Source organism: Candidatus Manganitrophus noduliformans, assembly GCF_012184425.1.
Classification (GTDB): Bacteria; Nitrospirota; Nitrospiria; order SBBL01; family Manganitrophaceae; genus Manganitrophus; species Manganitrophus noduliformans.
On sequence record NZ_VTOW01000007.1, the window covers coordinates 62,063 to 85,355 of the forward strand.

Annotated in this window: 17 protein-coding genes; 4 read left to right on the forward strand and 13 right to left on the reverse strand. The window is 53.8% G+C overall.

Annotation, left to right across the window (positions count from 1 at the left end):
• Nucleotides 1-4: 4 nt before the first annotated feature.
• From MNODULE_RS25320 to MNODULE_RS22420, 9 genes are all read right to left on the reverse strand, one after another.
• Nucleotides 5-1,081: a TrbC family F-type conjugative pilus assembly protein gene (locus tag MNODULE_RS25320; protein WP_168063424.1), complete on the reverse strand. Its 1,077-nt coding sequence runs from the start codon at nucleotides 1,079-1,081 to the stop codon at nucleotides 5-7.
• Nucleotides 1,071-2,147 carry a TraU family protein gene (locus tag MNODULE_RS22385; RefSeq protein WP_168063425.1) on the reverse strand — a complete coding sequence of 359 codons (1,077 nt, stop codon included), beginning with the start codon at nucleotides 2,145-2,147 and terminating at the stop codon, nucleotides 1,071-1,073. The genes MNODULE_RS25320 and MNODULE_RS22385 overlap by 11 nt, the downstream gene beginning before the upstream one ends.
• A complete protein-coding gene (locus MNODULE_RS22390) occupies nucleotides 2,110-2,787 on the reverse strand; it encodes a hypothetical protein (RefSeq protein ID WP_168063426.1) in 678 nt (225 codons plus the stop codon). Before MNODULE_RS22390 ends, MNODULE_RS22385 begins: the two co-directional genes overlap by 38 nt.
• Entirely contained in the window at nucleotides 2,759-4,303 is a 1,545-nt protein-coding gene (gene traN / locus MNODULE_RS22395; RefSeq protein WP_168063427.1) for a conjugal transfer protein TraN, read from the reverse strand. Before traN ends, MNODULE_RS22390 begins: the two co-directional genes overlap by 29 nt.
• A 184-nt stretch (nucleotides 4,304-4,487) precedes the next feature.
• Nucleotides 4,488-6,278, reverse strand: coding sequence for a hypothetical protein (locus MNODULE_RS22400; RefSeq protein ID WP_168063428.1), 1,791 nt, complete (start codon nucleotides 6,276-6,278; stop codon nucleotides 4,488-4,490).
• 108 nt (nucleotides 6,279-6,386) lie between these two features.
• Nucleotides 6,387-7,835, reverse strand: a complete 1,449-nt coding sequence (locus tag MNODULE_RS22405) for a conjugal transfer protein TraH (RefSeq protein ID WP_168063429.1) — start codon at nucleotides 7,833-7,835, stop codon at nucleotides 6,387-6,389.
• The gene (traF, locus tag MNODULE_RS22410; protein ID WP_168063430.1) at nucleotides 7,816-8,640 is read right to left on the reverse strand and encodes a conjugal transfer protein TraF; all 825 of its coding nucleotides are present in this window, start codon (nucleotides 8,638-8,640) and stop codon (nucleotides 7,816-7,818) included. Before traF ends, MNODULE_RS22405 begins: the two co-directional genes overlap by 20 nt.
• 61 nt (nucleotides 8,641-8,701) lie before the next feature.
• Nucleotides 8,702-9,022 (reverse strand): hypothetical protein, encoded by a 321-nt coding sequence (locus tag MNODULE_RS22415; protein ID WP_168063431.1) that lies wholly within the window; start codon nucleotides 9,020-9,022, stop codon nucleotides 8,702-8,704.
• 77 nt (nucleotides 9,023-9,099) lie between these two features.
• Nucleotides 9,100-9,849 (reverse strand): DsbC family protein, encoded by a 750-nt coding sequence (locus MNODULE_RS22420; protein ID WP_168063432.1) that lies wholly within the window; start codon nucleotides 9,847-9,849, stop codon nucleotides 9,100-9,102.
• Nucleotides 9,850-10,301: 452 nt separating this feature from the next.
• Here MNODULE_RS22420 and MNODULE_RS22425 point away from each other — a divergent pair, with 452 nt between their 5' ends.
• From MNODULE_RS22425 to MNODULE_RS22435, 3 genes are read left to right on the forward strand one after another with little or no spacing between them, the layout of a single operon-like run.
• Nucleotides 10,302-12,086 (forward strand): type IV secretory system conjugative DNA transfer family protein, encoded by a 1,785-nt coding sequence (locus MNODULE_RS22425; RefSeq protein ID WP_168063433.1) that lies wholly within the window; start codon nucleotides 10,302-10,304, stop codon nucleotides 12,084-12,086.
• A 35-nt stretch (nucleotides 12,087-12,121) separates the two neighbouring features.
• The gene (locus tag MNODULE_RS22430) at nucleotides 12,122-13,882 is read left to right on the forward strand and encodes a CHC2 zinc finger domain-containing protein (protein WP_168063434.1); all 1,761 of its coding nucleotides are present in this window, start codon (nucleotides 12,122-12,124) and stop codon (nucleotides 13,880-13,882) included.
• Nucleotides 13,845-14,681 (forward strand): replication-relaxation family protein, encoded by an 837-nt coding sequence (locus MNODULE_RS22435; protein ID WP_168063435.1) that lies wholly within the window; start codon nucleotides 13,845-13,847, stop codon nucleotides 14,679-14,681. The genes MNODULE_RS22430 and MNODULE_RS22435 overlap by 38 nt, the downstream gene beginning before the upstream one ends.
• A 918-nt stretch (nucleotides 14,682-15,599) precedes the next feature.
• On the opposite strand, the gene MNODULE_RS22440 is transcribed toward MNODULE_RS22435, so the two are convergent.
• Entirely contained in the window at nucleotides 15,600-16,349 is a 750-nt protein-coding gene (locus MNODULE_RS22440; protein ID WP_168063436.1) for a hypothetical protein, read from the reverse strand.
• A gap of 239 nt (nucleotides 16,350-16,588) precedes the next feature.
• On the opposite strand from MNODULE_RS22440, the gene MNODULE_RS22445 reads away from it, so the two are divergent.
• Nucleotides 16,589-17,176 (forward strand): DUF3800 domain-containing protein, encoded by a 588-nt coding sequence (locus MNODULE_RS22445; protein WP_168063437.1) that lies wholly within the window; start codon nucleotides 16,589-16,591, stop codon nucleotides 17,174-17,176.
• Nucleotides 17,177-18,348: 1,172 nt separating this feature from the next.
• Here the strand turns inward: MNODULE_RS22445 and MNODULE_RS22450 are convergent.
• The 3 genes from MNODULE_RS22450 to MNODULE_RS22465 form a co-directional block, all read right to left on the reverse strand.
• Complete coding sequence (locus MNODULE_RS22450) at nucleotides 18,349-22,161, reverse strand: hypothetical protein (RefSeq protein WP_168063438.1); 3,813 nt, start codon at nucleotides 22,159-22,161, stop codon at nucleotides 18,349-18,351.
• 518 nt (nucleotides 22,162-22,679) lie between these two features.
• The gene (locus MNODULE_RS25560) at nucleotides 22,680-22,991 is read right to left on the reverse strand and encodes a type II toxin-antitoxin system RelE/ParE family toxin (RefSeq protein ID WP_168063440.1); all 312 of its coding nucleotides are present in this window, start codon (nucleotides 22,989-22,991) and stop codon (nucleotides 22,680-22,682) included.
• Nucleotides 22,969-23,256, reverse strand: coding sequence for a type II toxin-antitoxin system Phd/YefM family antitoxin (locus MNODULE_RS22465; protein ID WP_168063441.1), 288 nt, complete (start codon nucleotides 23,254-23,256; stop codon nucleotides 22,969-22,971). Before MNODULE_RS22465 ends, MNODULE_RS25560 begins: the two co-directional genes overlap by 23 nt.
• Nucleotides 23,257-23,293 lie beyond the last annotated feature (37 nt).

Here is a 23,293-nt window from a genome sequence, read left to right on the forward strand (position 1 = left end):
CTCCTTATTCTGCGATTCGCTCGCTCTGCAACGCCGTCGCGATCCGTCGCAGAGCGCCGCTTCCTGATTTCTCCTGAATCTGTCCGATCAAAAACTCAAAAGAAGCATCCCCATCGATGTGGTAATACGTCCCTACCTCCGCGTTTTCGATCAGGCCCTCTCCCCCGGAATCCTCCGAGACCCGAATGGATGGAACATAAACAAGGGCGGGAACCTGGTGGATGTTGTAGCGCCGGAACAGATTCGGATCGATCTCAAGGCGCACTGAAAACCGCTCGCACGCCGTTTTATGTGCGAGGCAGTCCGGATTTTTTAGCAGAATGCCCATGGCGAATTCCTGCAGCGGCTTGCTTCGCTTCATTCCTCCGACATAACCTCGCAACACCATCACGATATTCGGGTCATGCAGCCGAGCCAGCGCCGCGGCGTAGGTGCGAAGGGTTTCTTGCGGCAGACTCGATGAGATAAAAAGATAGATCCGCTCGGAGGAAGGGAGGATTCCGGCCGGGGGGCGCGCCGGGATCTCCCGGTTGAGGCTGTCGGAGGCGTCGGGGTGGAATCTCCGGCCGATCGCCTCCTGACCTCTTTTGATTCGGTCCTGCGTCTCGTCGGAGCGGAAGGAATCGACACTCCTCCCGGCGCGCTCCTCCATCTCCCGCGTCGTGAGATTCTCCGGCACGGTCAGGCGATTCGCGCCGATCTTCGCCTCGTTCATAGATTGCCTCAGTGATTCCGGATCGCTCGATCCGACATATTGCGCTCTCCAGAACTTTCCATTCACATAGATCCGGATCACCGCGACGGATGGATCGAGTCGCGCGGTCAATTTTCCCGCCGCCAGGTCGCATTCGAAAGAGGCCGACCGAAGATAAATCGACTCTCCTTCGATCGCTTCGATTTGGTCGCATCCGCTCTGCGGCTCGAATTCGATCGCGCGAGCCTCCCCCCCCGCCTCGGATCGCCAGCCGAAGATGAACACCGCCAGAAGCAGAAGAGAGAGGATCATGATCAGAAGACCGCGGCGGCTGAGGATCGAATGAGGGGTGCCTCGGCCCGCTTGCTCGAATATTCTAGAGCGCACAGCATTTTCTCCGATTGAAAATGACCCAAAGAAAATTGTCGTTCACGTTTCCTCCCGCCCGAAAGGGCGGGTTTTTCATGCTCCCCCAGATCAGGCTGCTTCGTCCGATCGGCTGGCAGGTGGAATCGCGCACCGGCTTCGCCATCTGAATCCGGTAATTGTGCTTCACCCAGATCGGTGTGGGGACACAGGCGCACAGATTGATTCCGGCATCACAAACCAGCAATTCCCGAGACAGTTTATAGATCATCCTGGCGGCGATCGCCGCGTTGGCCTGAATATAGGCATCCTCATTGACGTGTCCCGTGAGCGGATAGGCGGAACCCCACGACCCCATGCACCAGAACAGCGCGGAGAGAGGCAGCCCGCTGTTGGCCGCGACACTGTCCGCGATGCAAGAGAGCTGCGAGACGGGGTTGGCGAAGAGCAGCGCCTCCGGATTGATCATGAAGGCGAGCATGTCGTTGTTCCAAAGGGGGTCGATTTCCGTGATGTAGGCCAGATCGAATCCGGAGTGCTCCACACAGACGTAGTCGACGAGCAGCTCCAGGATGGCCCAGACCGGAAAGATATAGTAATGCGCCTGGGCGAAAGTGCTCACGCCGGCATGCTGCTGACTTCCGACCCGGCTGTTGGCCCCTCCGAAGAAGCCGTTCGAGGGATTCGCGAAGGAGGCCCCCAGCGCCGGAAAGTAGTAGGGATCCTTCACCGTTTCCACCAAGCGGCGGGGCTCCCAAAAGCTGATCGGGATTCCGGGCCGAAAGAAGACCGGCGGCGGGGCCGGACAGATGCAGGGGACGAATTCGGCGTCGGGTGGATCGGGCATATCGCCGGGGATGGCGGTAATCCCGCCGATCTTGATCGGAAAGATGCAATTCCAGCAGACCTCTTTGACCGGATTCATCGGTGTTCCGCTCGGAGCGGCCATGGCCGTATGCCCGGCGAGACACAGAGCCAGGGCGGCGGCAAAGAGGAGGATGTGATACCGCCGCGTTTTCATGAGATCGACGCTCCGGAAGCCGAAGCGCCTATCGTGGCTGTTTTTTTCCAGGCGGCTCAATTTCATGCACCTCGATCATTGATCCTTTTTGAATCGCCACGGCCGGAACAGCGGTCAGATTCATGCGCGAGAGGAGGCTGCCGTTCGCGTAGAAGACGGGCCGTTTAAATTTCTCCATCAGCTCGAAGTAATTCCCATCGGTGAGCAGCAGCATCGCGCGGGGCTCCTTCGCGTAAGAAGAAGCGCCATACCAATTGACCTGGTCCGGATCCGATCCGTCGATGAAAACCAAGATATTGGGAAGGGATACATATTGAAGCGGGTTGAACGTGAACCCGCTTGGATAAAGGACCCCTCCCCTCCCGTCCGGAATCTCCTGTGTCAGGGTATAGGTCATATCGACCGGATAGCTGCGAGCGACTCGGGCGCGCGGCACGGAGATCAGACCGCTCGGCCGATACGACTGAATCATTTTCTCCATCTTTTTCTTCTCAAGGAGCTTCTCCCAGTTCACCCGCTTCGCGGCTTCTTCGATTTCAATCAGCGCGTCCGGCTCCGCGATCGGATAGGTGGCGCCGACCGTGCCGAGGCGGACTCCCCTCCCGGAGGGTTTGATTTCCGGCGCCGCGAAGGTGTCGGAAACCGCGCCCGCGGATAGGAAGATCATTACGATGACCCTAAGGCTGCAGGTTGCGATAAAACGCATCGATTTTGTTTCCTATCTCTTGTTGGACCGCGATGTCGCCGCGGGGAACCACCCCATCCAAAGGAAGCGCGACCTGACTGAAATCGATGTATTGGAGCTCTTCCGGTGTAAGACCGATACAGTTGGGGGCCGCGGTGCTCCCCCATTGACCGTCGGGGGCGAAATTCGTCAGTTGTCCCCTTCCCTGCTCTTGGATCACCCGGGCCAGCTTCGAGTTAAAACAGCAGTAGACGTTGGCGCGCTGCACGCAGCCGACCAGCGGCCAGCGGGTTTTGCAGTAATCGCCGATGAAATGACAGCTCTCCGCATCGCGCAGTGTATTCGTCCGCCACTCGTTCTCGGTGCAATACTCCCGGAAGATCAGAAAATCTTCCCGCGCGTTGTCGCAGCAATCAAAGAACGATGTTCCCGCCCCCGCGGGCCGGCACTCCCCTGGCGTTCCGTTAAAGATGTAGAGAGGACCGAGACACATTCCGCTGCTTGGATCGACTTGCCCGTCGTTCTGGTAGGCGGTCATGTCCGGGGTCACGGTTTGGGGGGGATTCGCGGTCAGATCGATGCACCGGTTCGACGAGCACTGATAGGCGCCATTGTTGTTCATGCAGCTGTATTCTCCTCCGAGGGGACAGGTGGAGTCCCCCTCATAACATTCGTTTCGATTGCTGTCATAGGTTCCGACTGCGCACTGAGGCGGGGCTTGACAGACCCCGGCGGCGCTATCGAGGAGATACCCGCTCGGGCAGCCATCATAGGGCCGCTCCCATTGGGCTGAATAGCAGCGATCGTCCTGAAGATTGAAGCAGAATCCCTCCCCGAACCACTCGCTGCCGGGCTGGAGCCGAACCGCTGCCGGCGCAATTGCGTATGTAAGACGAACGTGTTCTTTGAGGTAACCTGCGGCGGCCTGTCGATTCGCTTGGGGTCCGGACTGGCTCGCACTCCACCAATTTCCTCCGGAAAAGTCCGAGGAGGAGCTCCAAGCACCTCCGGTCGTCAGGCTCCAATAGGTGGTCCTCGCCACGGTGCTGCTGGCAATCGCCAATCCGTTTTCCTCAAAGGATCGGATCATTTGAGGACCGCCCGGATTGGTCACCGTGAGGTCGTATAGACCGTCATCGGTCAAATCGATTTGTAATCGGAACGCCCAGAGGCCGGATTGTCCCACCAGTTCCATAAAGAGCCACGGCCTCCATACCTGCTGAATCGGCGCCTCGCATCGATCCGAATTTCCATTGATGCCGCCGCCGGGGGGGCAGATCGGCTGTCGATAGGTCGCAGTGCAGCCGACGGCGCCGACGGGACAGAGCGGACCCTCCGGTGTGTTCATGCACTGACCGCTCTCCGCACTTCCGGTGGTCGCGCCGTCCCCGTTGAGGTCCTGGCCGCAGACTAAGTTTTGAGCGGCAGCGGATGAGAGGGATGAAGCAAGAAACAAGAAAATCGACAGGATCGCCTCGGCCATCATCCCCGCCGATTTAGGTTGTACGCTCTCTTCGGAGTGCGGCGTCATCGTCATCGGGAATGCCCCCAGTGGCGATCCATTCTCTCTTTTAAAATGTTCTTCAGAACCACCGCGTCTCCGTATGCTTGAACAGAGTCTCTCTCCAGCGCTGTTTTGAGCGTGAGTTTCAGCCAGCTCGAAATCGTCGGATCTCTCATAATGTCTCTGATCTTTTTGTCGAATCCGTTCACATTGAACCCTACCGTCTCACGCCGCTGCTGCAGATCAAATCCTCACCCGCCCGTTCCAAGGCACTCATCAGAGCCGCCGCCTCCGCGAATTCATCGATGCACTGGCAGTCTTTGAGGAGCTCTTCCCCGGGCCCGGCCGGACACGAACCGCCGCCGCAGCTTCTGTAGAAAAACTCATAGCTCTGGGTCGAGGTCCGGAACTGGCCGGTGTGCCCCGCCGCGCCCGCGTCTGTATCCTGAATCGGACGCCTGGTTTTACACGCCATCTCGCATCCCGCAAACGTGGCTCGCGCCGGCGTTCCAATCGAGCCGCCGATGCTGACCCAGCTTCCATTCTCATCCTGCCTGAAATCCTGAAAGCGGACGGAGGCGCTCTGATCGGTCACGCTCTGCGTCACGGAGGACATTCTCCGGCGCGCGTCATCGAAATTGAAACCATCGCCGATCCGACATTGATAGGAGCGCGTTTTCTCCCACCAGGCGCGGCAGATGTGGTAACTCGACGCCGATCCGTTTAACGTCACGCAGGATTCGATCGGAGAGAGCCCTGTCGGATTGAAAATGCGAAAAGTCGCGACGCCATCGACGATTTCCTCCCGAAGGGAGCATTCGGGGTCTGAATCGAGCGCGCTGCAGCTGTCGGTGGTCGCCTCTGAGAGGACGTCCGACCGTCGTGTACAGAGCCGGTAGTAGTCGTAGCTGTCATAGGTACACCGATCGAGCCCATCGCGTTGGCTTCGATTTCGGAAAGACTCCGCCGAGGTGCCCAGGAATACCGCGCCTTCCGGAACGGAAGCATGCGGGGCGGCGGCCGGCGGGTTGCAATAATCCGAGACGCGGGAGCATCGGCAGTCGTTGTTGCCGCGAAACGTTCCGCTGAGGACCTTTAAGATCACCGTCTGCTCATTCGACTGCAGCGCCCCGGCCGGGGGAGGAAACTGACAGAGAGTGTTGACCGAAGCGACGTTCACCGACCGCTCCAGGCGACACCGGCGTATTTCCGCGGTCTGATCCCGCGCGGCCGGGGAAGTCGTCAGCAGCGGATAGGCGCTCCCCGGATCGGCCGACTGCGCGGCGAGTTCCGCATCGAGCGCGCCGGCGATCGCGACCGGGTCATTGAATAGGAGCTCGCGCGCGACGGTCGCCGGCGCCGGCGTGCAGGACCCGGCGTTTTGACCGAAATAGGTGATTGCGCTCCCATCAATGCGGACATCGCTGATAGCGTAGTTCGGATTGCTTTTCTGAAGAGCGCCGACAACACCCCCGCCCAACGTGGTGAGAATCGATCCGAGATTCGAAAAGGCAAGGTTGTTTCCACAGCTGGCATTGATACAGAAGCAGCCGCCCAGCGCGGTCGGAGTCGCGTTTTGCAATCCAGCCCGCCCATCGCTTCCGGCGGTCCAGCGATAATACCGGCAGTTGTTCCAGGTGCCTGGATCGCAGGAGATGATTCCGTTTCCGCAGATTCCCGATACACCGAACGGAACCTGGTAGGAGGCGTCTCCGGTCCCATCCAGGTCGGTGTCCTGGCCGATGATCACCTGGGAGAGATCTCCTGTCGCGGAGGGGACGGCCAGAAGATTCAGGAATTCCGTCGAAGCGGGGCAGGAGAGCCGGGAGGTAAAATTCTGCCTGCCATCGAGCGTGGTCATCGGAGTGTTTCCGAGGAGCGGATTCGTGAATTCTTGCAGCCCTTGGAGGGTGCCGAGGCGATCCAGCGCGAGGCGGCCGGCCGCATCGCCCGACGCCGCGGGGTTTTGTGCGAAGGTCCAGGAAGCGGCGAGCAGCAGCGTCATCATCGCGCTCAGGAAGGCTTCTGAAAAACAACCCTTCCGATTGCGAGCCGCCGAAGCTATCGGGTTTCTATTTTCCTCACACGATTCGAGCCGGATCATCTTTGTCCTCTGCTATTGCATGTTCACAAGACCTTTGGAGAAGTGATAGGCGCCGAGGATCGGATGCTGGGCCATCTGCCCCACCAATCGCTTCTCCAACTCCACGGTCTTCTGCCACGTCTCCAACTGTTTATGGAAATTGTCATACCGGCTGATCGTCAACTCGTAGCCGGCGCGGGTGACGCCGCCCATTCTCTGGCGCATCATTCGGGCGTCCTCCCCATTCAGCGGATCCCGATCGGAGCGCCCGGCGGTCTCAAGACGCGCCACCCCTCGGTAGAATTCGGTGGCGATCGCCGAGAGCGTCTCATAGGCGAGCTGGGTCGAGAGAATGTTGATTAATTCAACGCGCAAGGTGCTGATATGCAGCGGCTGAATGGAGAGGAGGTTGATTAATTTATACAGCGGCATTCGAAATGCGTTCAGAAATTGGAGGTCATCGGACACCAGCGCCTGACGATTGACCAATTTGTCAAAGATGCTGTCCATCCGGACGCCGACCCGGCTGCAGAGGGTCTGGAGCGTAACCGTCACCGGCGTCGGAACGCTTGCGATAATCTGATAGCCGGGTAGATCCACACTGACTTGGGTGCACTCCCCGGGATTGCTCCCCCAAATCCATTGACTGATTAATGCGCTAAAATCCCCGCCCAGGGCCGATTCCGAAAGGACCATCGGGGTGATCCCCCGGCTTTGGGAGAGATCGGTCGGGAATATCGGAATGACATCTCCGATCAGGTATCGGAGGAAATACTCGGTCGGTCCGTCATTGAAGTAGGTATCGGCCAGGGCGCGCGTCAGCAGCGGCTGTCTGAAGTTATAGTGAACGCAGGCCGGATTCGCCGGATCACAGCCGGCGGCGGTCAAGGTTTGCTCAAAATCCTGGACGAATCGGCTCGCCGAGGAGAGCGACTCGTTGACCCCCCGCAGCCAGCTGCTCTCCTGCCCGCCGATAATGCGCTCGTTGATCGTATTTCCGACCAGCTGTCCGGTGGCGCCGCCGAGCGCCTGTGCCGCCTGGCAGCTGGTCATGTTCAGGCCGTTTATGGAATTGGCCAGCGACGTCAGCGTGGTCGCGGCGGTCTCGCACTGCTCGCAGACGGTCGCCAAAGCGACATTGAAGGCGAAGGCCGGGGCCGCGGCGATCACCTGCTCGAGGAAGTCGACCAGGTGTTCCTGATTGAAGTAGCTAAATCCCCCGAACGTAATATCGATTCCCCCACATCCCGCTTTCAGCCGTGGGGGGGTCACCTGAAAGGGCTGGAAGACCATATTGGGGGTGCGAAGATGAAGGCCGCCTCCCCAGAGAAAATTCCGCTCCTGGGATTGCACGGCCGTCGGATTCTCCACCTCGATGACCGCGTTATCGAGAAATTCCTGCATCGATCCGGCATAAGCCGCCGCGGCGCCGAGGTCGAGGAGCAGGCAGATCGCCACGATGTTAATGAATAAGCGATTCATCTTTGATCTCTCCTAAAAGATAAAGGCCGAATAAGACCGATCGCTTTAACTCGTCGAGCGTGTGGAGTCCGATTCCGATTCGCTGCCAGAGCGCCTGGTCGTTGCGATTGAGCACGATAAACAGGTCCGGCACCGGGCGCACATCGAGCTTCTGAGCGAGCGAAGGTTTCTGCTGAATATCGATGTATTGGACATCCCACCCGTAGGTCCTCGCGAAGAGCTCGATCACCGGCACCTGATCCTTACAATAAATGCATCCTTCTTGAACCATCACCACCAAGCCGGTTTTCTGACCGGATCCTCTGAAGATTTCCTCCGAGGCGTCCTGTTTGAATCGGGTCTGCGCTTCTTTTGCATAGGCCGAGGTGGGAATACCGGCAATCCGGGAGGCGAGCTCCGGATCGGTCTTCGCCAGCAGCTTCGTCGTGTCGGTGAAGCGCTGGGCCTTGTCCACGAGCCAGTTTTTGTACCTCATATATTCCCGTACATTTTTCTCGGACGGGCGCATCACCGCGATTTTACGACTCTCTCTCTCCAGCCGGTTGATTTCGTCCGGATCGAGCCGATCGAGAATCTCCCATGGGATTTCAACCTCCTCTTTTTTGAGCAACCGGTGCTGATTCCCGCCTTCCGAAAGGGGGGTGTCTTCTTCATTTTTCTTCTCTTCCATGTCGGGACAGAGCCGCTTCCAATACCAGCCCTGAGGATTGCTTTCATAGAAATAGCTCTTATCCCCGCAGGTGGATGCCGCCGCCTCGGCACCGATCAAACCGAAAATGAGGGAGATTAGCAGTAAGATCGACATTCGCGCCTCCCCTGTAGCAGGCCGCATGCAGACGGCCTGCTACAGGCATACTCGTTCTTGATTACATCGTCAGCGTGTATCGCGCGTTGACCACGGCAGGCCAAACGCCGACCGTCAATGCCAGGACGAACGCCACGATACCGGGAACGATATAGGCGTTCACAAAGGAGACCAACGCGACCACGATCAAGAGCACGCCCGCCAGTTTGCCCCATCCTCCCTCCAGCCCGTCCGTGATCATGGTCCAGAGCGAGTCGACTTCGGTTCCCCCCGTTCCGGCCCAGGCATGGTTGAGGAGCGGATCGAATAAAAGTCCAACCGCCACCACCGCAAGCAGGGCCAAAACACTCATTCTCATAAAAGATTCTTCACGCGATTTCATCGAATGTCCTCCTTGTTTTTCTGTTTTTAAGGAGGGGGATCTCCCCTCCGTTCTCTGCAGGCCGAGCCGATCCACCTTCAGGAAGGGCCGTTCTGCAGTAGCGTTTCGATCTGCGGGATGTTTGCGCCGTCGACCCGATGTTTGTTGATAAAGAAGACCGGGGTGCCCCGCACCCCCATCTCTTCGGCGATCGCTTTGTGGTCGTCGAGGATCTCCGTGATCATCGGATCGTTGCAGACCTCATATTTCCGGTCATCCAGATCCCCCGAGAAGACCTCGTCGTACGCCGCTTTTTTGTCTGCGGCGCAGAGGATGTATTTCGACTTACGCTCCGCGTCGGGATGAATTTCCTTGATGGGGATTAAAAAGATGTACCGGGTCAGATCGCCCTGTTTTTTAAGAAACCGGGAGCTTTTTCGGCAGTAGGGGCAGTCCGGATCGAGGAACTCGATGACGATATTCTTTCCCGTTCCGATGCGGATGGCCTTGTCGATCGGGAGGCGATCGAGCTTCGCCGCGGCCAATTCCGCCCTGCGCGCGGCCGAGAGGTTTCGGCCCTCCTTTGTGATCATCTCGCCGAAGAAGCGATGATCGGTTTTCGGATCATAATAGAAGACGCGGCCTTCCTCGGTGACCACTTCATAAAGCCCCTTCATGGGCGCCTCCTGAACGCTTGCGACCTTCACCCCCGGAAAGCGTTCTTTGAGTAACTGCTCGGGCGCGCTTGTTTTGTTTGCATAGGCGACATTGACCGTCCCTCCCAGGAACGCCACGGATATCACCCAGCCCGACATCATCGAATAAAACACAAACGGCATCTTCGTCATCGGAACCTCCCTTCTTAAGATTTCCCCTATTCGGAATTTCCCATCTCGGGTACCGCGTTGTCCATCTCTGTATCGTGTGATCACGACCCTATCAAATCGAAGGGGGTCAGTTTCCTGTCATTTTGGACCCCCCTTCTTTTTCCATTAAGAAATGCATTGCAGCCGCTCTGTGCCTAGCGAATCTGCTTTTTTGAGGGGGGGGTCCAAAATGACAGTGAAGCGACCCTCCCCGATTTAATAGAATACGGGCCAGGTCTCTTGGCGCGAGATGAACTCCCCGCCGCTGCTTTGAAATGCGGACCAAGAGGCGATTTTGAATCCAGGGGCTGACGGTAAAGCGCGTGGCCATACGCTGCCTCGTCACCGAGATACGGCGGAGAGGCGCGAATCTGATCTGGAAGGGACGATCGATCTTTGGGATCTCTCTCCCGACGACTCAATGAGAAGGAGCGATGGAGCGGATGATCTCCGAAGAGGCGCTAAAGGATATCGATCCATTTTTCTTGGTTTTATTCGGAGTCGGGTTTCTGCTTCTGCTTTTGATCCCCTTTCTCAAGAAGAGATCGAAACGGGGCACAGGCCGTTTTGCAACGATTCTCGAAATAATGCGCCCCTTCGGCAATTGGACAAAGTGGCCTTTAAACGCGCTGGGATCTATCCTTGTTTATCTTTTGCTGCTTCTAATGAGCGCGGCGGCTTTGTTCATCCATCAAGGCGTTGCTCCATTCAAGCAAGGAGTTAAACTGGCCGCGGTCGCGATCGCGCTGTGGGTCGTGGCGGCTGTTTTTTACCGATTCCTGAGCACCGCTTTTTTCATTCGAGTCAATTCATGGCCTTTCGGTGAAAGAGGACTTTTGGGAATGCGGGTGGAACTCACCCTTTCAGAAAAAGACAGATATGAGCACATCTTGGTGGAAGGAAGAGCGGGCGCCGGTAAGACATCCGGTTTCATGATCCCTGGATTGCTAAAAGATGCAGAGGGGAAATGTTCCGTCGTGGCCCTCGATGTCAAAGCCCCCGAGATCTATGACACCGTCGCCGGATACTGGAATAAACATGGGAAAAAGGTGATTCTCATCGACCCCTATCATAAGGAGGGGATCGGGTTTGAACCGCTGGCCGCTTCCATCGGAGGCGTCGCCCTGGCGAGACTCGAGCAGATGGTCTATGGAAAACCGAATACGCGCGCGGACGAGCAGAGCAAATATTTTGACGATCAGGAAAGGCGCCTCTTCCGGCTTTACTGTACGCTGGTGCAGACCTTTACCGATCCGACGCAGGTGAATCTTCCCATTCTCTATCAGCTAGGCGTCAGGGGAATCAAGGTTCTGGAAGAAGCGGTGCAGTACTGCAGAAATGAGAAGGTGCAGGAGGAGTTTCAGCTTTTCTCCGAGAGCAAACATCGGCTGCCGGAGCTTCTCGCCGGCATGTTGAACAAATTGGATTTCCTCAGCGATCCCGAGATCTCCGCGGCATTCTCGAGATCCGATCTTGATTTGGAGATACTTTTTCGTGAGCCGACCCTCCTGATCATCGCCAGTCCGCAAAGCAATCCGAAAGCCCGCTTGGCCGCGGCCGTCGTCCTCAGAGCCCTGATGCTGAAGGTCTATGAGCGTCCCAATCGAAAAGAGGGAGAGGGCCTCCCGCTCTTTCTCTACCTCGATGAGTTCTACAATATCTATCTTCCGGACATGCCCGATTTCGTCGTCACGGCACGCTCGGCTCGCGTCGGGGTCGCGACCTTTTATCAGACGGATGAGCAACTCGATCAATACGAGCGCCACGAAAAGGCTTCGCTCCAGGCCAATCGTAAATTCGAAGTCTATTTTCAGGGGCTACCGATAAAGAAATGCAAGGAGCTCTCTGAACGTATCGGGAAGACATTAATCAAGGTGAAAGAGCGATCGCGATCCTTTCTCCGGGGCAATCAGGTCCGGATCACCGAACGAGAGGCGGACTTATTGAGTCCGGACGATATCCAGAATCTGGCTGATCACAAAGCGCTCTGCTTCGTCGCCGGGGTTCGTCCGTTCCTTGTCAACCGTCTGATGGCGCACAAAACGCGCCGCTACAAGAAAAAGCTGAATTTTCCTCCCGCGCCCTATCGTCCTACCCCGGAGCCGTTGATCGCACCGGCATTTCGGGACCTTCCGGAGCCTCCGGCCTCCGGGCCCGGTGCTCCGCCGGCCGGCTGGCCGAAGCCGCCGGAGGAGACCGGTCAGCTCTATCAGTTCTAGATCAGCTCGCCAACTTCTTTTGAATGGGGGTGATCATGCCACAGCCTGTCAATGCATTCTCGGAGGTGAAAGAACGCGCCGACATCCTTGAGATCGTACAGTCCGAAACAGGCCGGATCGTGAAGGGGAGAGGAAACCGCCGCTTTTTAGAGGAGTGTCCCTTCTGCCACGGGCACGGCTGTTTTAAGATCGATCTTCAAAAGCAGCTGTTTAACTGCTTTCAATGCGCGGATGGAAAGACCGGAGGCGATGTATTTGACTTTGTGTGCAAGCTGAAAGGATGGGACAAGGCCATCGCCTTAAAGGAGCTCGCAACCAGGGTGGGCTATCAGCTCCCGGAGCGGCGCGCGAACCGAAAGCGGGATCTGCGGGAGGTGATCATGGCCCAAGCGAAGGCCGACTGGGCGCTGCCCGAAGCGAAAGAGGCTTGGGACTATTTGATCATCGAACGACAGCTTTCCCCCGAGGTCTTGCAGAAACACGATATCGGATACATCAGGGACCGGACCGATTTGATCCGGCTTCTGGTGAAGGAAGGCTTCAGCATCGATGAGATCAAAGCGACCGGCATCCTGACGCGGGACTATGGTGATTTCTATCGAATCCTCATTGGATGGCGGAGTTTACAGGGGCGGGTGATGGGATTCGTAGCGGCGGCGACATCGGCGCGGCTTCAATCCGTTCCACCTGAGCAGATGGATGACTTCCCTAAATACAAGAATTGCGTCGATTTTAAGGTGGATGCCCCCTTCAACCTCTACTACGCCAAACATTGGGTTCCGGAGGACGGGACCTTGAATATCGTCGAGGGACTGATCGATGCCTTCCAGATGGTATCGAAGGGGTTTCGAAATACGGCCGGCCTCGGAACGAACCGCTTCGGGGAGGGATATGGGGATGCGATTTCAAAGACGCGCTTTGAGCGATTGATCGTGTTGCTCGATGCCGATCCAGCCGGACGCAAAGGGACTTTTGAAGTCGTCAAGGAGTGTTTGACGGTCTATCGGCAGTTAAAGCTCTATGTCGCGGAGATCGCCGCCTTCGATCCCGTCGATTCCAAAAAGCCGATCAAGGATCCGGACGAGCTGATACGAAAGCTCGGCGCCGAGGCACTCCGCGCTCTTTTGTGCGAGCCGCTGAAGGCCGGCCCGTGGCTTGCGCTTTATCTGCGGAATAAATACGACGTTCACAGCAATCTGCGCCGGGATCAATTCTTTCAAGAGATGGCGGAGTTCTGGCCGTTGATTCTAGACGAGGTGGAGAAGAAGGAAACCCTTCGCTATCTTGCGAGCTTGTCCGGGCTCCCCCAGGACGATATCCGAAAAACGATCGATCGTATTGTCGACGCGGCAAGACAGATCAAAGAGAACCGCAACCCGAAAGAAGCGCCTCTTCTCTCCAGTGCGGCTTCAAACCCGGATCTTCAGGTAAAACTCGACCGGATGCGGACCAAGCTCAGCGCGTTGAAGGAGAAACATCATCAATTGATCGAGGAAAGGAGGATGCTCCTAAAAGCGTATGCGAGTTCCGTCTATCATATCAACGCGCTCTCGAAGGGAGGATACCGCTGGCATATCATCCAGCTGACGAAGGGTCACTCTCTTATCGCCAAACGTTTCCGAAAGGACCCAAAGGGAGCCTATCGGATTCTCGAGCGACTTGAAGCGGTTTTTGCCGAAGCCAAGATAAGCGATCTGGGACTGATCACAAGCGAGATTGAAGCGCTCTGTCGATTCGAGAGCGCAACGGAGGAGCTGGATGCAGAAGGGATTGTTGCTGACCGATCGGGACATTGATTTGCTGAAATATCTCGCCTACGGCCCGGCATTTTCAGCAGATTTGCATGAACGGTTCTTTATCAAAGGAGGCAAGTTGATCGCTTCTCGTACCTTTCGTGCAAGAATGCACAGATTACTTGAGGGGAAGTGTGTCTCCGTCTTTCGTCCGCAACGAAGATCATTTCAGGCCAAGCAGAAGCAGAGTCCGCTCTATGGCATTACTCAAAGAGGAGCGGAGATTCTTGCCGGCGAGGACCGTCTGCCGATCGATCGGATCCGGATCGTCCGACCGGATGTCCGCCCGATCGAGCATGAAATCATAGTAACGCGCTTTATCCGGAAAATTTATGAGTATGACACTTTAAAGTACACCGTCATCCGGCTCTACGATGATGCGATGCTCTTGAAACTCAGAAACCGGATGGATCGGATTCCAGACCTCTACTTCACAATTAAGTTAAGAAACGAGGCATATTATAATTTCATGGTCGAGGTCGACGCCGGTACCACCCATGCGCCCGAATTCATCCGAAAACTGCTCACATTCACGCAATCCAAGCAAAGCCCCATCCGACTTCATGAGAGAGAGCCTTTTGGAATATTGATCGTCTGTAACACGGAATTTCGCATGAATTATCTGCAGCGGATCGTGATGGAGAGTTCTCTCACCGCTAAACTCAGATCCCTTTTTGCATTTAATACCATTCAAGGCGTTGATAATAGCCTCGGCCTATTTAATCCGTGGTGGAAGACAGATGGCAGTAGGATCGATCATATCTTTAAGGGGGCCGGTCGCCGGGATTCCGCACAGAAGTGATAACACCTGCCTGTCTGATAGAATTTCCGAGGGGCTCCGTGTGGCCAAAAGGAGTTGGCTGCAATAACATCGAAATGGAATAAGTGTATTCCCGGAGAACGCCTAGAGATTGGAGGACGAGATTTCGATCCCACTCTATTTTCTTAATCGCAATTAGAAACTGTCCTCCTAATTGCTCCTGTTTTCTTTAGGGTAGCGGTCCGGGGATGCCAATTTAATATTGCAGAAGATGACTATATTGTTGGTCCTATTCCAACATATTCAGATCATAGGAGCGAAAACCGCAATGAATTAGATCGTGTAGAATCGATTATTTACCCGGTGTTCTAAATGAAAACAGTAAATTGGATTGATCGCCACCGAGCCATGAATATGCAGATCTTCGGAGGTGCGCTTGATTGAAAAAGGGAAATCAATTGGAATCACTGAAGATCCCAGTGGGTGAAAGCCGTAGATGCTATCCGAATGCGGAAAGGATCTCAAATATTGCCTCTGAATCCCTCCAGAAAATTTCTTTTCTGAAAGTACAGTCTTCGTCGAGCGGCTGATGGAACACGAAGTGGGACGACCGTTCTTCGATGCGGTGGTCCGACAAGCACCAGTGAATTACCTGAATTCGCTGAAGCCAAACATTGCGTCAAGAATACGGTCGATTTCATCCTTCCACATAGAATACTTTTGGGAAAAGAACGATTTGCAGATGCGCAGCATTATCTCCCTTGAGTGGGGACGATTCCGCTCTAACCCTAAGTCGATTGATCGGAGTTCGAAAGCTTCCAGAAGTCCGAGTGAGATCGATCACGACCACTCCGGGACCGACTTTGAGAAGTTCACGAGGTATGTCGTTCTTGCATCATAACCAAAATACCAATACAGGAGGAACCTGCTCGGTCAAGTATCGTTCAGGACACCCACTTTTTATGGAATTTTATCGAACAGTTGGGCGCTTCCTTTCTTGAATTGTATTCTGGGAATATCTATAGTCTTTCCTAACATCTCTATTCCTTCAATTGAAACAGAAAACTCCGTCTCTGGAGGGGGAGGAGCTACATCATAACTAAGCCATACGCACGCCATCTCTCCTTGTACTACCCAGACCGGTTCAATCGGTCTAAGTTGTTCCTTTAGCGGCTCGTTATCTTTCCTAAAACAGAGCTCAATACCTTGTGAATAATGACCGCCAAAACTTCTAAGAGGGCGGAACTCCGATGGAGGAATCATTCGGTTAGGTTTATAAGTCTGCCCATTATGGTGGAGTGTAACTTCCGCAGGATCAAATCGCAGGTCCGAGTCCTTGGGATTGAAGGCTACCTCAATGAGGAAAGGTGGGCTAGCAGTCTGATCGTCAAATGCAAATCGCTCGGCTTCCGGATAAACTCGGGTGAAAGGAATCGGTATAAAAAGAAATCGAGCGTTTAATTTAGAGATCAATCTGGCATTCATCGGCTTGATAGATAGCTGTAGCCCATTTAGATCAATAATATGTTGCTCTCTTTGCATACGACTCTCCGCTAGGGAGAGCCCTGCTCCTTGCACATCGGGAACACTGGCCACATATTTTTGGGAATAGCTACATCCAAACACAAGGCCGACAAACAGAAACACAGTGCTCGGAATCAGCGACTTTATACATGTCAGTGGACATTGTGTTAAAATCCATTTCTTCATTTGCTTCCTAATTTAAGCATATTTGATAAGCCAGCCTCAATCCTACTTTGTGTGATCCAGATTTAGCACGGCCGATGGAAACTCATGCATAGCGGCCCCAACAGTCAATATGCCCATCTGAGCCATGGAAGTGTAAGAGGTGGGCTCAGATCGTTTTGACAATCATTCCGGTTTTTCGTAAGATGACCATAATTGCTCCCCGCCCGACATGCCGGCAACGGCCAGGGCGGGGTTATTTTATGCCTCCCCACCCCCAACCAAATAAGAAACTCTACTGCTACGTCGATGAGAGCGGACAGGACACCAAAGGCACCTTGTTTGTGGTGGTTACTGTGATCGTTGCCGAGGCACGTGAGGAGCACCGCGAATTTCTCCGCAGTATCGAAAAGCTTTCAAGGCGAGGGTCGCACAAATGGACAAAATCCACGCGAGCCCAGCGGTACGCTTATGTCGAGGAGCTTGTAAAGGGAACCAGGTTGAGAAGATCGGTTTTCTTTTCGCGTTTTTTCAATACGACCAATTATCAGGACTGCATTGTTAAAGCTCTTTCAGACGCCGTCTCCTCTGTCGCCGGCAAGGAGGTTTGTGAGCTCCACGTCATTATCGATGGAATATCGAAACGAGAGTGTCACCAGATTGGACCGGCACTTCGTCGACGCGGAAAATTCCTCATCCGAAAAGTACGCGGAATGCGGGATGAAAGTGATGAATTTATTCGGTTGGCTGACTCGATCGCAGGGTTAATTCGGGACGATTTGGATGGAATTGAACCGATGCAGGGGATTTATAAAGAGGCAGTACGGAAGAGGTTAATTGAAGAAATTTGAGCAAAAAAAACCCCCGTGGTTAGGGGGCAGAGCCTAGACCGCTTAAGCGGCCACCAACCCATAAAGGGAAGTATTCAGCTACATTTTTCATGCTCATTGTAGCGGTTCCTGCTAAGCCTGTCAAGACGCTTTTTAAGTACCTTTTTAATGAGTTTTAGCATTCTCGAAATAACCACCTACCAACAAAGATCATTTTTACCTGCTTAAATACTGTTCAGATTCAGAAGGTTATAGGTCACAATAATTCTGTTTAGGTATATCCGCTGTGGAATATTTTTTTGTGGACTTCACATGAAAAGTGGGATACAAATGAGTATCAGATGTAACATCTGATACATCATTGGATATATCACATATTTATAGTCTTACACTATAGTATACAGATATATTGTTATAGTAGAATTAAAAGGAACAGAAGCAGGGCAGGTGTTTTAAGGTAACCAGGGTAGGCCTCCCCTTTCGTATTATACTATCCGGTCTGGCTGACTCGAACGATAATACGGAAGGCTTTTAAGCCGTAACTGGAAGCGAAAATAATCTTCCCGTTCCGGAGTCGTATACGAGTGGTGTAAACCACTTTGTATCCTTCTGGCACTTCATTCATTTGACGTCTCCTTCTCTAATGGTGGACGTTTTATCCACCGGCGGCGTGATGGAATCACGTCCCCAAGAGATCGGAGTAGCGCCATATGAAAAGGAGACCCCTAAATCGGAGGCCTCCCTGGTTACAAACCCCATTCTCTCATTTTAAATCTCGATGCGCAAGGAAAAGTTTAAAACTTTTCTGCAAGAGATTTTTATATGGTATAACTCCTCTCTAAGTATCTGATTTTTAACTTTTTTTTCAGGTTTTAATCACCTTCTGATTTAATCCCGCATATGAATAGATTCGCCTTCGATCCTATCAACATTAATTTATCTTCGATCACTTTGCTCTATACTTTAATCCGTCTCGGTAAACTTCTTTTTGAGATCGGTATGGACATTGTTCACTATATAAAAAAATCTTTTTGTGTTCCAATTGGAACACCCTCCCTCGCCTCACAGTAAATCCTTAAAAAAGGCAAAAAAAAAAGCACCTCCCCCCCGATGGAAGTCACTTTTAGGTGGAAGATCATTCAGCCGTTTGGCGGGAAGCCGCTTTTTGAGAGCGGCCTCCCGCCACAGCACGATCAAACAGCCGGACGACTCCCTTCTAAAATCTGGTAGTAACTCGAAACACGAACATTCTCCGCTGCGCGCAGGTTGATTTCCTCTTCGATCAGGCTGATGAGGTCTACCAGGCTGATTTCTTCTTGTCCTCGCACCTTCCCCACATACCACACCAATGATTCCTCGATCGCCTTGCTGCAATACTGTTCCACGGTCTTGGCATTGAAGGTCGGACGACTGTCGATATAATGAAGGACGGCTTCATCATCAAAGACTTCTTTGAACGACTTCTGATGGGCCTGCTGAAATAAAAAGGTGTTGAGCATCAGCCCCTTCCCAGCCTGTATGTCCGGGAAACCTCCTAACATTTCCGGTGCGATTACATCAAAGATTTTGACTTGCTCTTGTAAGCGCCTCAGATGCATCAACACCGGAGACGCTTGACTATTTTCCTCAAGGATCCGGATCCATTCATCGATTTTTTCCAAGTGCTGGCTAAAGAGAGGCCTTAGCCTCCCGGCCATTTGGACCCGCACCTCCGCATTATTCATTCCTTCTGTCATGAAACCATATTGCGCGTTGAAGATATTGAAGCCTTTTAATATCGATTTGGTTGTGGCTACGAGCGTTCTTCCCATTCTCTCGCCCAATCGATCGAACGCATCGAGAATCTTATATCGCTCCTCCTTGGTGATTTCTCCGTTGATTGCATGCTCGGCCCCAGTCGCTCCGATCAGGCTTTGCTGGGACGCGCGATAATGGCAGCCGATCAGGAGAGGTACTTCATGGCGACGGGTGAGTCCGCTGAGGGAGCGCGCGAAATTCTCCACACTTGCAGCGTGTGCGATCACCCTTCGGATCCGTTCGGTATCCTGCGGATCGATCCGAACATTAATCTTATTCTGTCCGAAGAGAGCCGACAGGCGAAACAGTATCGAGCCTGCAAATCTCAATACCATCGGAAGATTCAGGCTTTCACTCATCTTGAAGATGACCGAGTATTCCGAAAGACGCTGAGCGAGGTCGATTCGCTCCGAACCAAGATCGCTCATCAAATAGTTCAGCTCTCTGCTCTCGTATTCCGATCTGCTATTCATCGCCGAAGAAAGGGTTTGGTGGATCTCCTCCAGAAAGCCGGGATACCGAAACAGGATCGAGGGCCGGAAATGAAGAAGACCGTCCTCTTCAGACCGATGGTTTCGAAGATCCTCTTTAAGAATACGGGTCAGATCGACGCATTTTTCCAGCCGCCCGGAGATGCCGAGCCCGCCAATGAGAGTTTCTAGAATTCCGCTCCGTTTCTTCTCAATCTCTTCCCGATGCTGATCGCGCTCTCGGTGCGTCATCTCTTTTGTGGGGTGTTCGAGAAGGTCACTCAGCTCAAAGAAGCGAACCGGCGAGAAATACTGCGCTAAATCATCGATGATTTTCGCGCCGAGAACGCCCTCGCCCGAATCGGCCGTGAGTGTTTCAATCAGTGCGGCCCTGTCCTTCGGATCGATTGCCAGGTAAGGATAGCGCTCCGTCTTGTCCGTGATATTAAACCCTTGATGCACCTTCCTGCTTACGACCTCCTCCTTATGAACAACCGTCAGTCCCCGGGCGGCCGCGTATGTCACGGCAAACTCCAGCCGCAGCCTGAGAAATTCCCGCTCGATGTCAGACCGAAGCAGCCGCCAGCCGATCTGCGATGCGCGAATTTTCCGAACCGAATTCGCAAACATGATTAGATTGAGGAACTGCCTGATTTTTTCGAGAATCTCGAGATGGGTAATCGATTCTATCAAATTCGGCCGCAGCTGCTTCGCATTAATCTGAAATTGAATTTCCTCGTCCGCATTAAGCGCCCGGTCGTACGTCAGGGCTGAAGTCGTCTCCTTCACCAACAGAAGACATGGAATCAGGCAGGCGAGCAATCTGGACCCTGGATGGGCGATCGGGTTCTCCAGACCGGTGATCATTTCAATCGGGTCAGTGGCCGGTTGCGTGATGCGTTGGTACCCGACACCCAAGTGCTGAAGAATTTCAAGGAAGGTGATCTTCTTCCGATTCCCGTCCTCCCGCTCCGGGTCCAGTTTGATCGGAAACATCCCCAATGAGTACACCGCATAATAATAGAGCGCCAACACGGCGCCAGGACAATCGGTGTAGTACACAGCGCGACAGCGCTGGCTCTGCTCTTTTTGCGACAGATTATCCTCTTTTTTCTCTTCAACGATTTCATGAAATATCAACACGCCGGTAAGAGATCCGCTCTTCTTGAGGAGCGTGAGGAGCAGATCAAGCGTGAATTCGGACGTCCCGGGGGTCTCCTCCATTATTTTACGAAGAACACGCCGCATTTGCGCCGCGATTTCCGGATACCGATGCAGGAAAGAGGCGATATTGATCGTATTCGTGCTCAGAAGGTAGATGAAATCCCCGCTGTCATTATTCACCGGCGTTGCAGAGAGTCGGTAGTCGACCCGGAGCGCGTGTCGTTTCCTCAGATGGATGTAGAGGTATTCCATCGCCATTGAAATGCCACTCTCCGAATTCTTTAAAAAGCTCGCTTCATCGGCAACAATTGCGAACGAAAACCCGCGCCGGATGAGAATTTCAAGGGGATAGATAATCTGTTCTCTCTCTTTAAGACCGAACTCATGCCGGCTGATGATGATGCAGTCGCCTTCCTTCAAGGAAAGCGAAGGGAGGGTTTTAAGATGGCCGATGTGGACCGACTCCTTTGGCACTCCGATGTCAACCATCGAATCCAGGACATTTTGGCAGAGATTCGCCTCCGTAAAGTAGAGGGTGATCAGCTTCGCGTTCGGATATGCCTTCTTCCCGAGCACGCTCGCGAAGAGCCGAAGAAAGATCGGCGTTGTATAGGTCTTCCCGGCGCCGACCTGGCTGAAGTTATTTAGTCGGAAAGGGTCCTTCGGGTGGCGTTCATCGGATATAAATTCATTCAGCGCAAGATAGGCGTAGAAGAGCGCTTTTGTCTGCATGAGAGTCGGAGCGCCCGTCAGTCCGCTGGTGAGAGAGGCGAGCAGTGATTGGAAGGCTCTGAATTCCGGCCGGTAGATCGAGGAATCCGCCGCGGTGAGCTTCTCCCGCTCAATCGCCTTCACCACCATTGAGACATAATTCGAAAGGGTCGCCCAGGAGGCGATCGAGCAGAGATAAATATTGTCGCAGAGGCTCTTCATTCGCCCGTATTGGGTCAGGCTCTCTGCGAGTAAAGCGCTGATCCGGTCCTCTCGGGACGCGAGCGCCGCGACAACCCTCCCTGGTGGAACCGCGTTCGCGGAGGTAATTTCCCCGATCTCGGAGAGCAGCGCTCCCAGGCGATTGTTGTCGGGGGTCTGGGCCATCAGCAGCTTGAAGAAATTGTAGTCTTCTTTAAATGGGTTTTCTTTCTCACTGACCTCGGCACCTTCCTTTGCCTCGGGTTCCGGTAATTTCTCGATCTCGTGGAAGCGCTGTTCCACCTGTCTTAGTAATTTCATTAACGAATTGAGGGAACGAAGCCGCTCCCGGAGGCGAGCGATAAAATCCGCTCTGAATTCGTCTGTATAGGGGAGGAGAAATAAGCCGGATTCGTGGGCCGCCGGCGTAACGACGACTGTTTTCTCTTGTTTCTTTCGGCCCGGCAGCAGGGCATCGATCTCGGGGCTTCTTGGAATTTCTGCCCGGAGGGTCGGATCCAGAATTTCACGGAATTTGGGGCTCTCCTCACAAACCAATTCCTCGATCGCTTCAGGCTCATCCCGATAAATCTTTACTTTATTTAGGAATCCCTTCAGCTCGGCAACTCTTTTTTGAACCGATTGACGTTTTCTTTCAAGCATGAAGTCTCTCCAAAAAAGCGAAGGAGGCCTCTGCAGCGATTTCATCAGCAGAGGCCTCCTTCGTTTATGCCTATTATTTATGACTGTTCTGTTATGGTTTTTCTCGAAAGACCCACATCATCATCGAATCCAGGTTAGATCGTTCTGTCGGGGCGGATCACCTCAGTGCACCGGCTCGGATCTCATTGAGATCGTCGATGAGGGCCTGTGCTTCTCCCTCGATGATGATCTGCTTGGGAGTCCTGCCCGCAAAATCAGGATGCGACGAGTTGAGCCAGCGCGGCATTTCCCTTCGCGTTATCCGTCACCTCACGCATCAGCGTGAGCAGGGCGACGATCTGACCCAATCGATCGTCTCTGGCCGACCGCACCGATCAGCTGCTCGCTCGTCAATCCGAGCGTTTTCCTTACCTGCTCAATATTGCTCAAGTCCATTTCCTCGCAGAACTCCCCCGCTCTATATGATGAAAGACCGGAACCCTCGCCAGCAGAATGCAATACGGACCTTCTTAAAACCGTCACTCCAGGACGCTTAAGTCCAGAAGCCGAGCCCCATGAATCACCCGGAGGATATAAACCGTGCTACCCTGAATTCGCAAAATGGTCCGATATTCACCATTTAAGAGATGTCTATACTGAATGCCAAGCTCCGAAGCTTCCGGAATAATGGGACAGCGGAGCGGAAACCGCTCCACTGAAGAGATCTGGCGTTCAAGCTCAGATATGAAATCGATGGCCGCTTGGGGACTCTTTCCATGGATATAGGCGAAAATCGATTCAATGTCGCTCTCGGCGTGCCGCGTGATCTTAACCCGATATTTTTTTGGCATGCTGCTTTAGAGACTTCAGGAAGGATCGGACGGGCCGAACCTTTCCGGAGAGAACATCGGCTTCGCCTTCCGCCAATAAATGAGAGAGATTGAGGGTTTTTAGCTTATTTTCAAACACCGCCGCATCCAGCAGGACGACGTCCGGCCGCCCATTAACTGTAACGACGACCGGACGGCCCGTCTTGTGCAAATGTTCGAAAACTTCCCTCATATGCTTCTTCAATTCCGATGCGGACTTAATGTCTTCCGTGATGCTGACTGCCATTGGATCACCTCCCAAGGTACTACATTAGGTACTAAAA

Excerpts from the sequence above, each read along its gene's own strand:
- MNODULE_RS22445 (WP_168063437.1), top strand. The coding sequence starts at position 16,589 with ATGCCTCCCCACCCCCAACCAAATAAGAAACTCTACTGCTACGTCGAT.
- traN (WP_168063427.1), bottom strand. The coding sequence starts at position 4,303 with ATGACGATGACGCCGCACTCCGAAGAGAGCGTACAACCTAAATCGGCG.
- MNODULE_RS22435 (WP_168063435.1), top strand. The coding sequence starts at position 13,845 with ATGCAGAAGGGATTGTTGCTGACCGATCGGGACATTGATTTGCTGAAA.
- MNODULE_RS22385 (WP_168063425.1), bottom strand. The coding sequence starts at position 2,147 with ATGAAATTGAGCCGCCTGGAAAAAAACAGCCACGATAGGCGCTTCGGC.
- MNODULE_RS22465 (WP_168063441.1), bottom strand. The coding sequence starts at position 23,256 with ATGGCAGTCAGCATCACGGAAGACATTAAGTCCGCATCGGAATTGAAG.
- MNODULE_RS22400 (WP_168063428.1), bottom strand. The coding sequence starts at position 6,278 with ATGATGACGCTGCTGCTCGCCGCTTCCTGGACCTTCGCACAAAACCCC.
- MNODULE_RS25560 (WP_168063440.1), bottom strand. The coding sequence starts at position 22,991 with ATGCCAAAAAAATATCGGGTTAAGATCACGCGGCACGCCGAGAGCGAC.
- traF (WP_168063430.1), bottom strand. The coding sequence starts at position 8,640 with ATGTCGATCTTACTGCTAATCTCCCTCATTTTCGGTTTGATCGGTGCC.
- MNODULE_RS22430 (WP_168063434.1), top strand. The coding sequence starts at position 12,122 with ATGCCACAGCCTGTCAATGCATTCTCGGAGGTGAAAGAACGCGCCGAC.
- MNODULE_RS22440 (WP_168063436.1), bottom strand. The coding sequence starts at position 16,349 with ATGAAGAAATGGATTTTAACACAATGTCCACTGACATGTATAAAGTCG.
- MNODULE_RS22415 (WP_168063431.1), bottom strand. The coding sequence starts at position 9,022 with ATGAAATCGCGTGAAGAATCTTTTATGAGAATGAGTGTTTTGGCCCTG.
- MNODULE_RS22420 (WP_168063432.1), bottom strand. The coding sequence starts at position 9,849 with ATGACGAAGATGCCGTTTGTGTTTTATTCGATGATGTCGGGCTGGGTG.
- MNODULE_RS22390 (WP_168063426.1), bottom strand. The coding sequence starts at position 2,787 with ATGCGTTTTATCGCAACCTGCAGCCTTAGGGTCATCGTAATGATCTTC.
- MNODULE_RS22450 (WP_168063438.1), bottom strand. The coding sequence starts at position 22,161 with ATGCTTGAAAGAAAACGTCAATCGGTTCAAAAAAGAGTTGCCGAGCTG.
- MNODULE_RS22425 (WP_168063433.1), top strand. The coding sequence starts at position 10,302 with ATGGAGCGGATGATCTCCGAAGAGGCGCTAAAGGATATCGATCCATTT.
- MNODULE_RS22405 (WP_168063429.1), bottom strand. The coding sequence starts at position 7,835 with ATGAATCGCTTATTCATTAACATCGTGGCGATCTGCCTGCTCCTCGAC.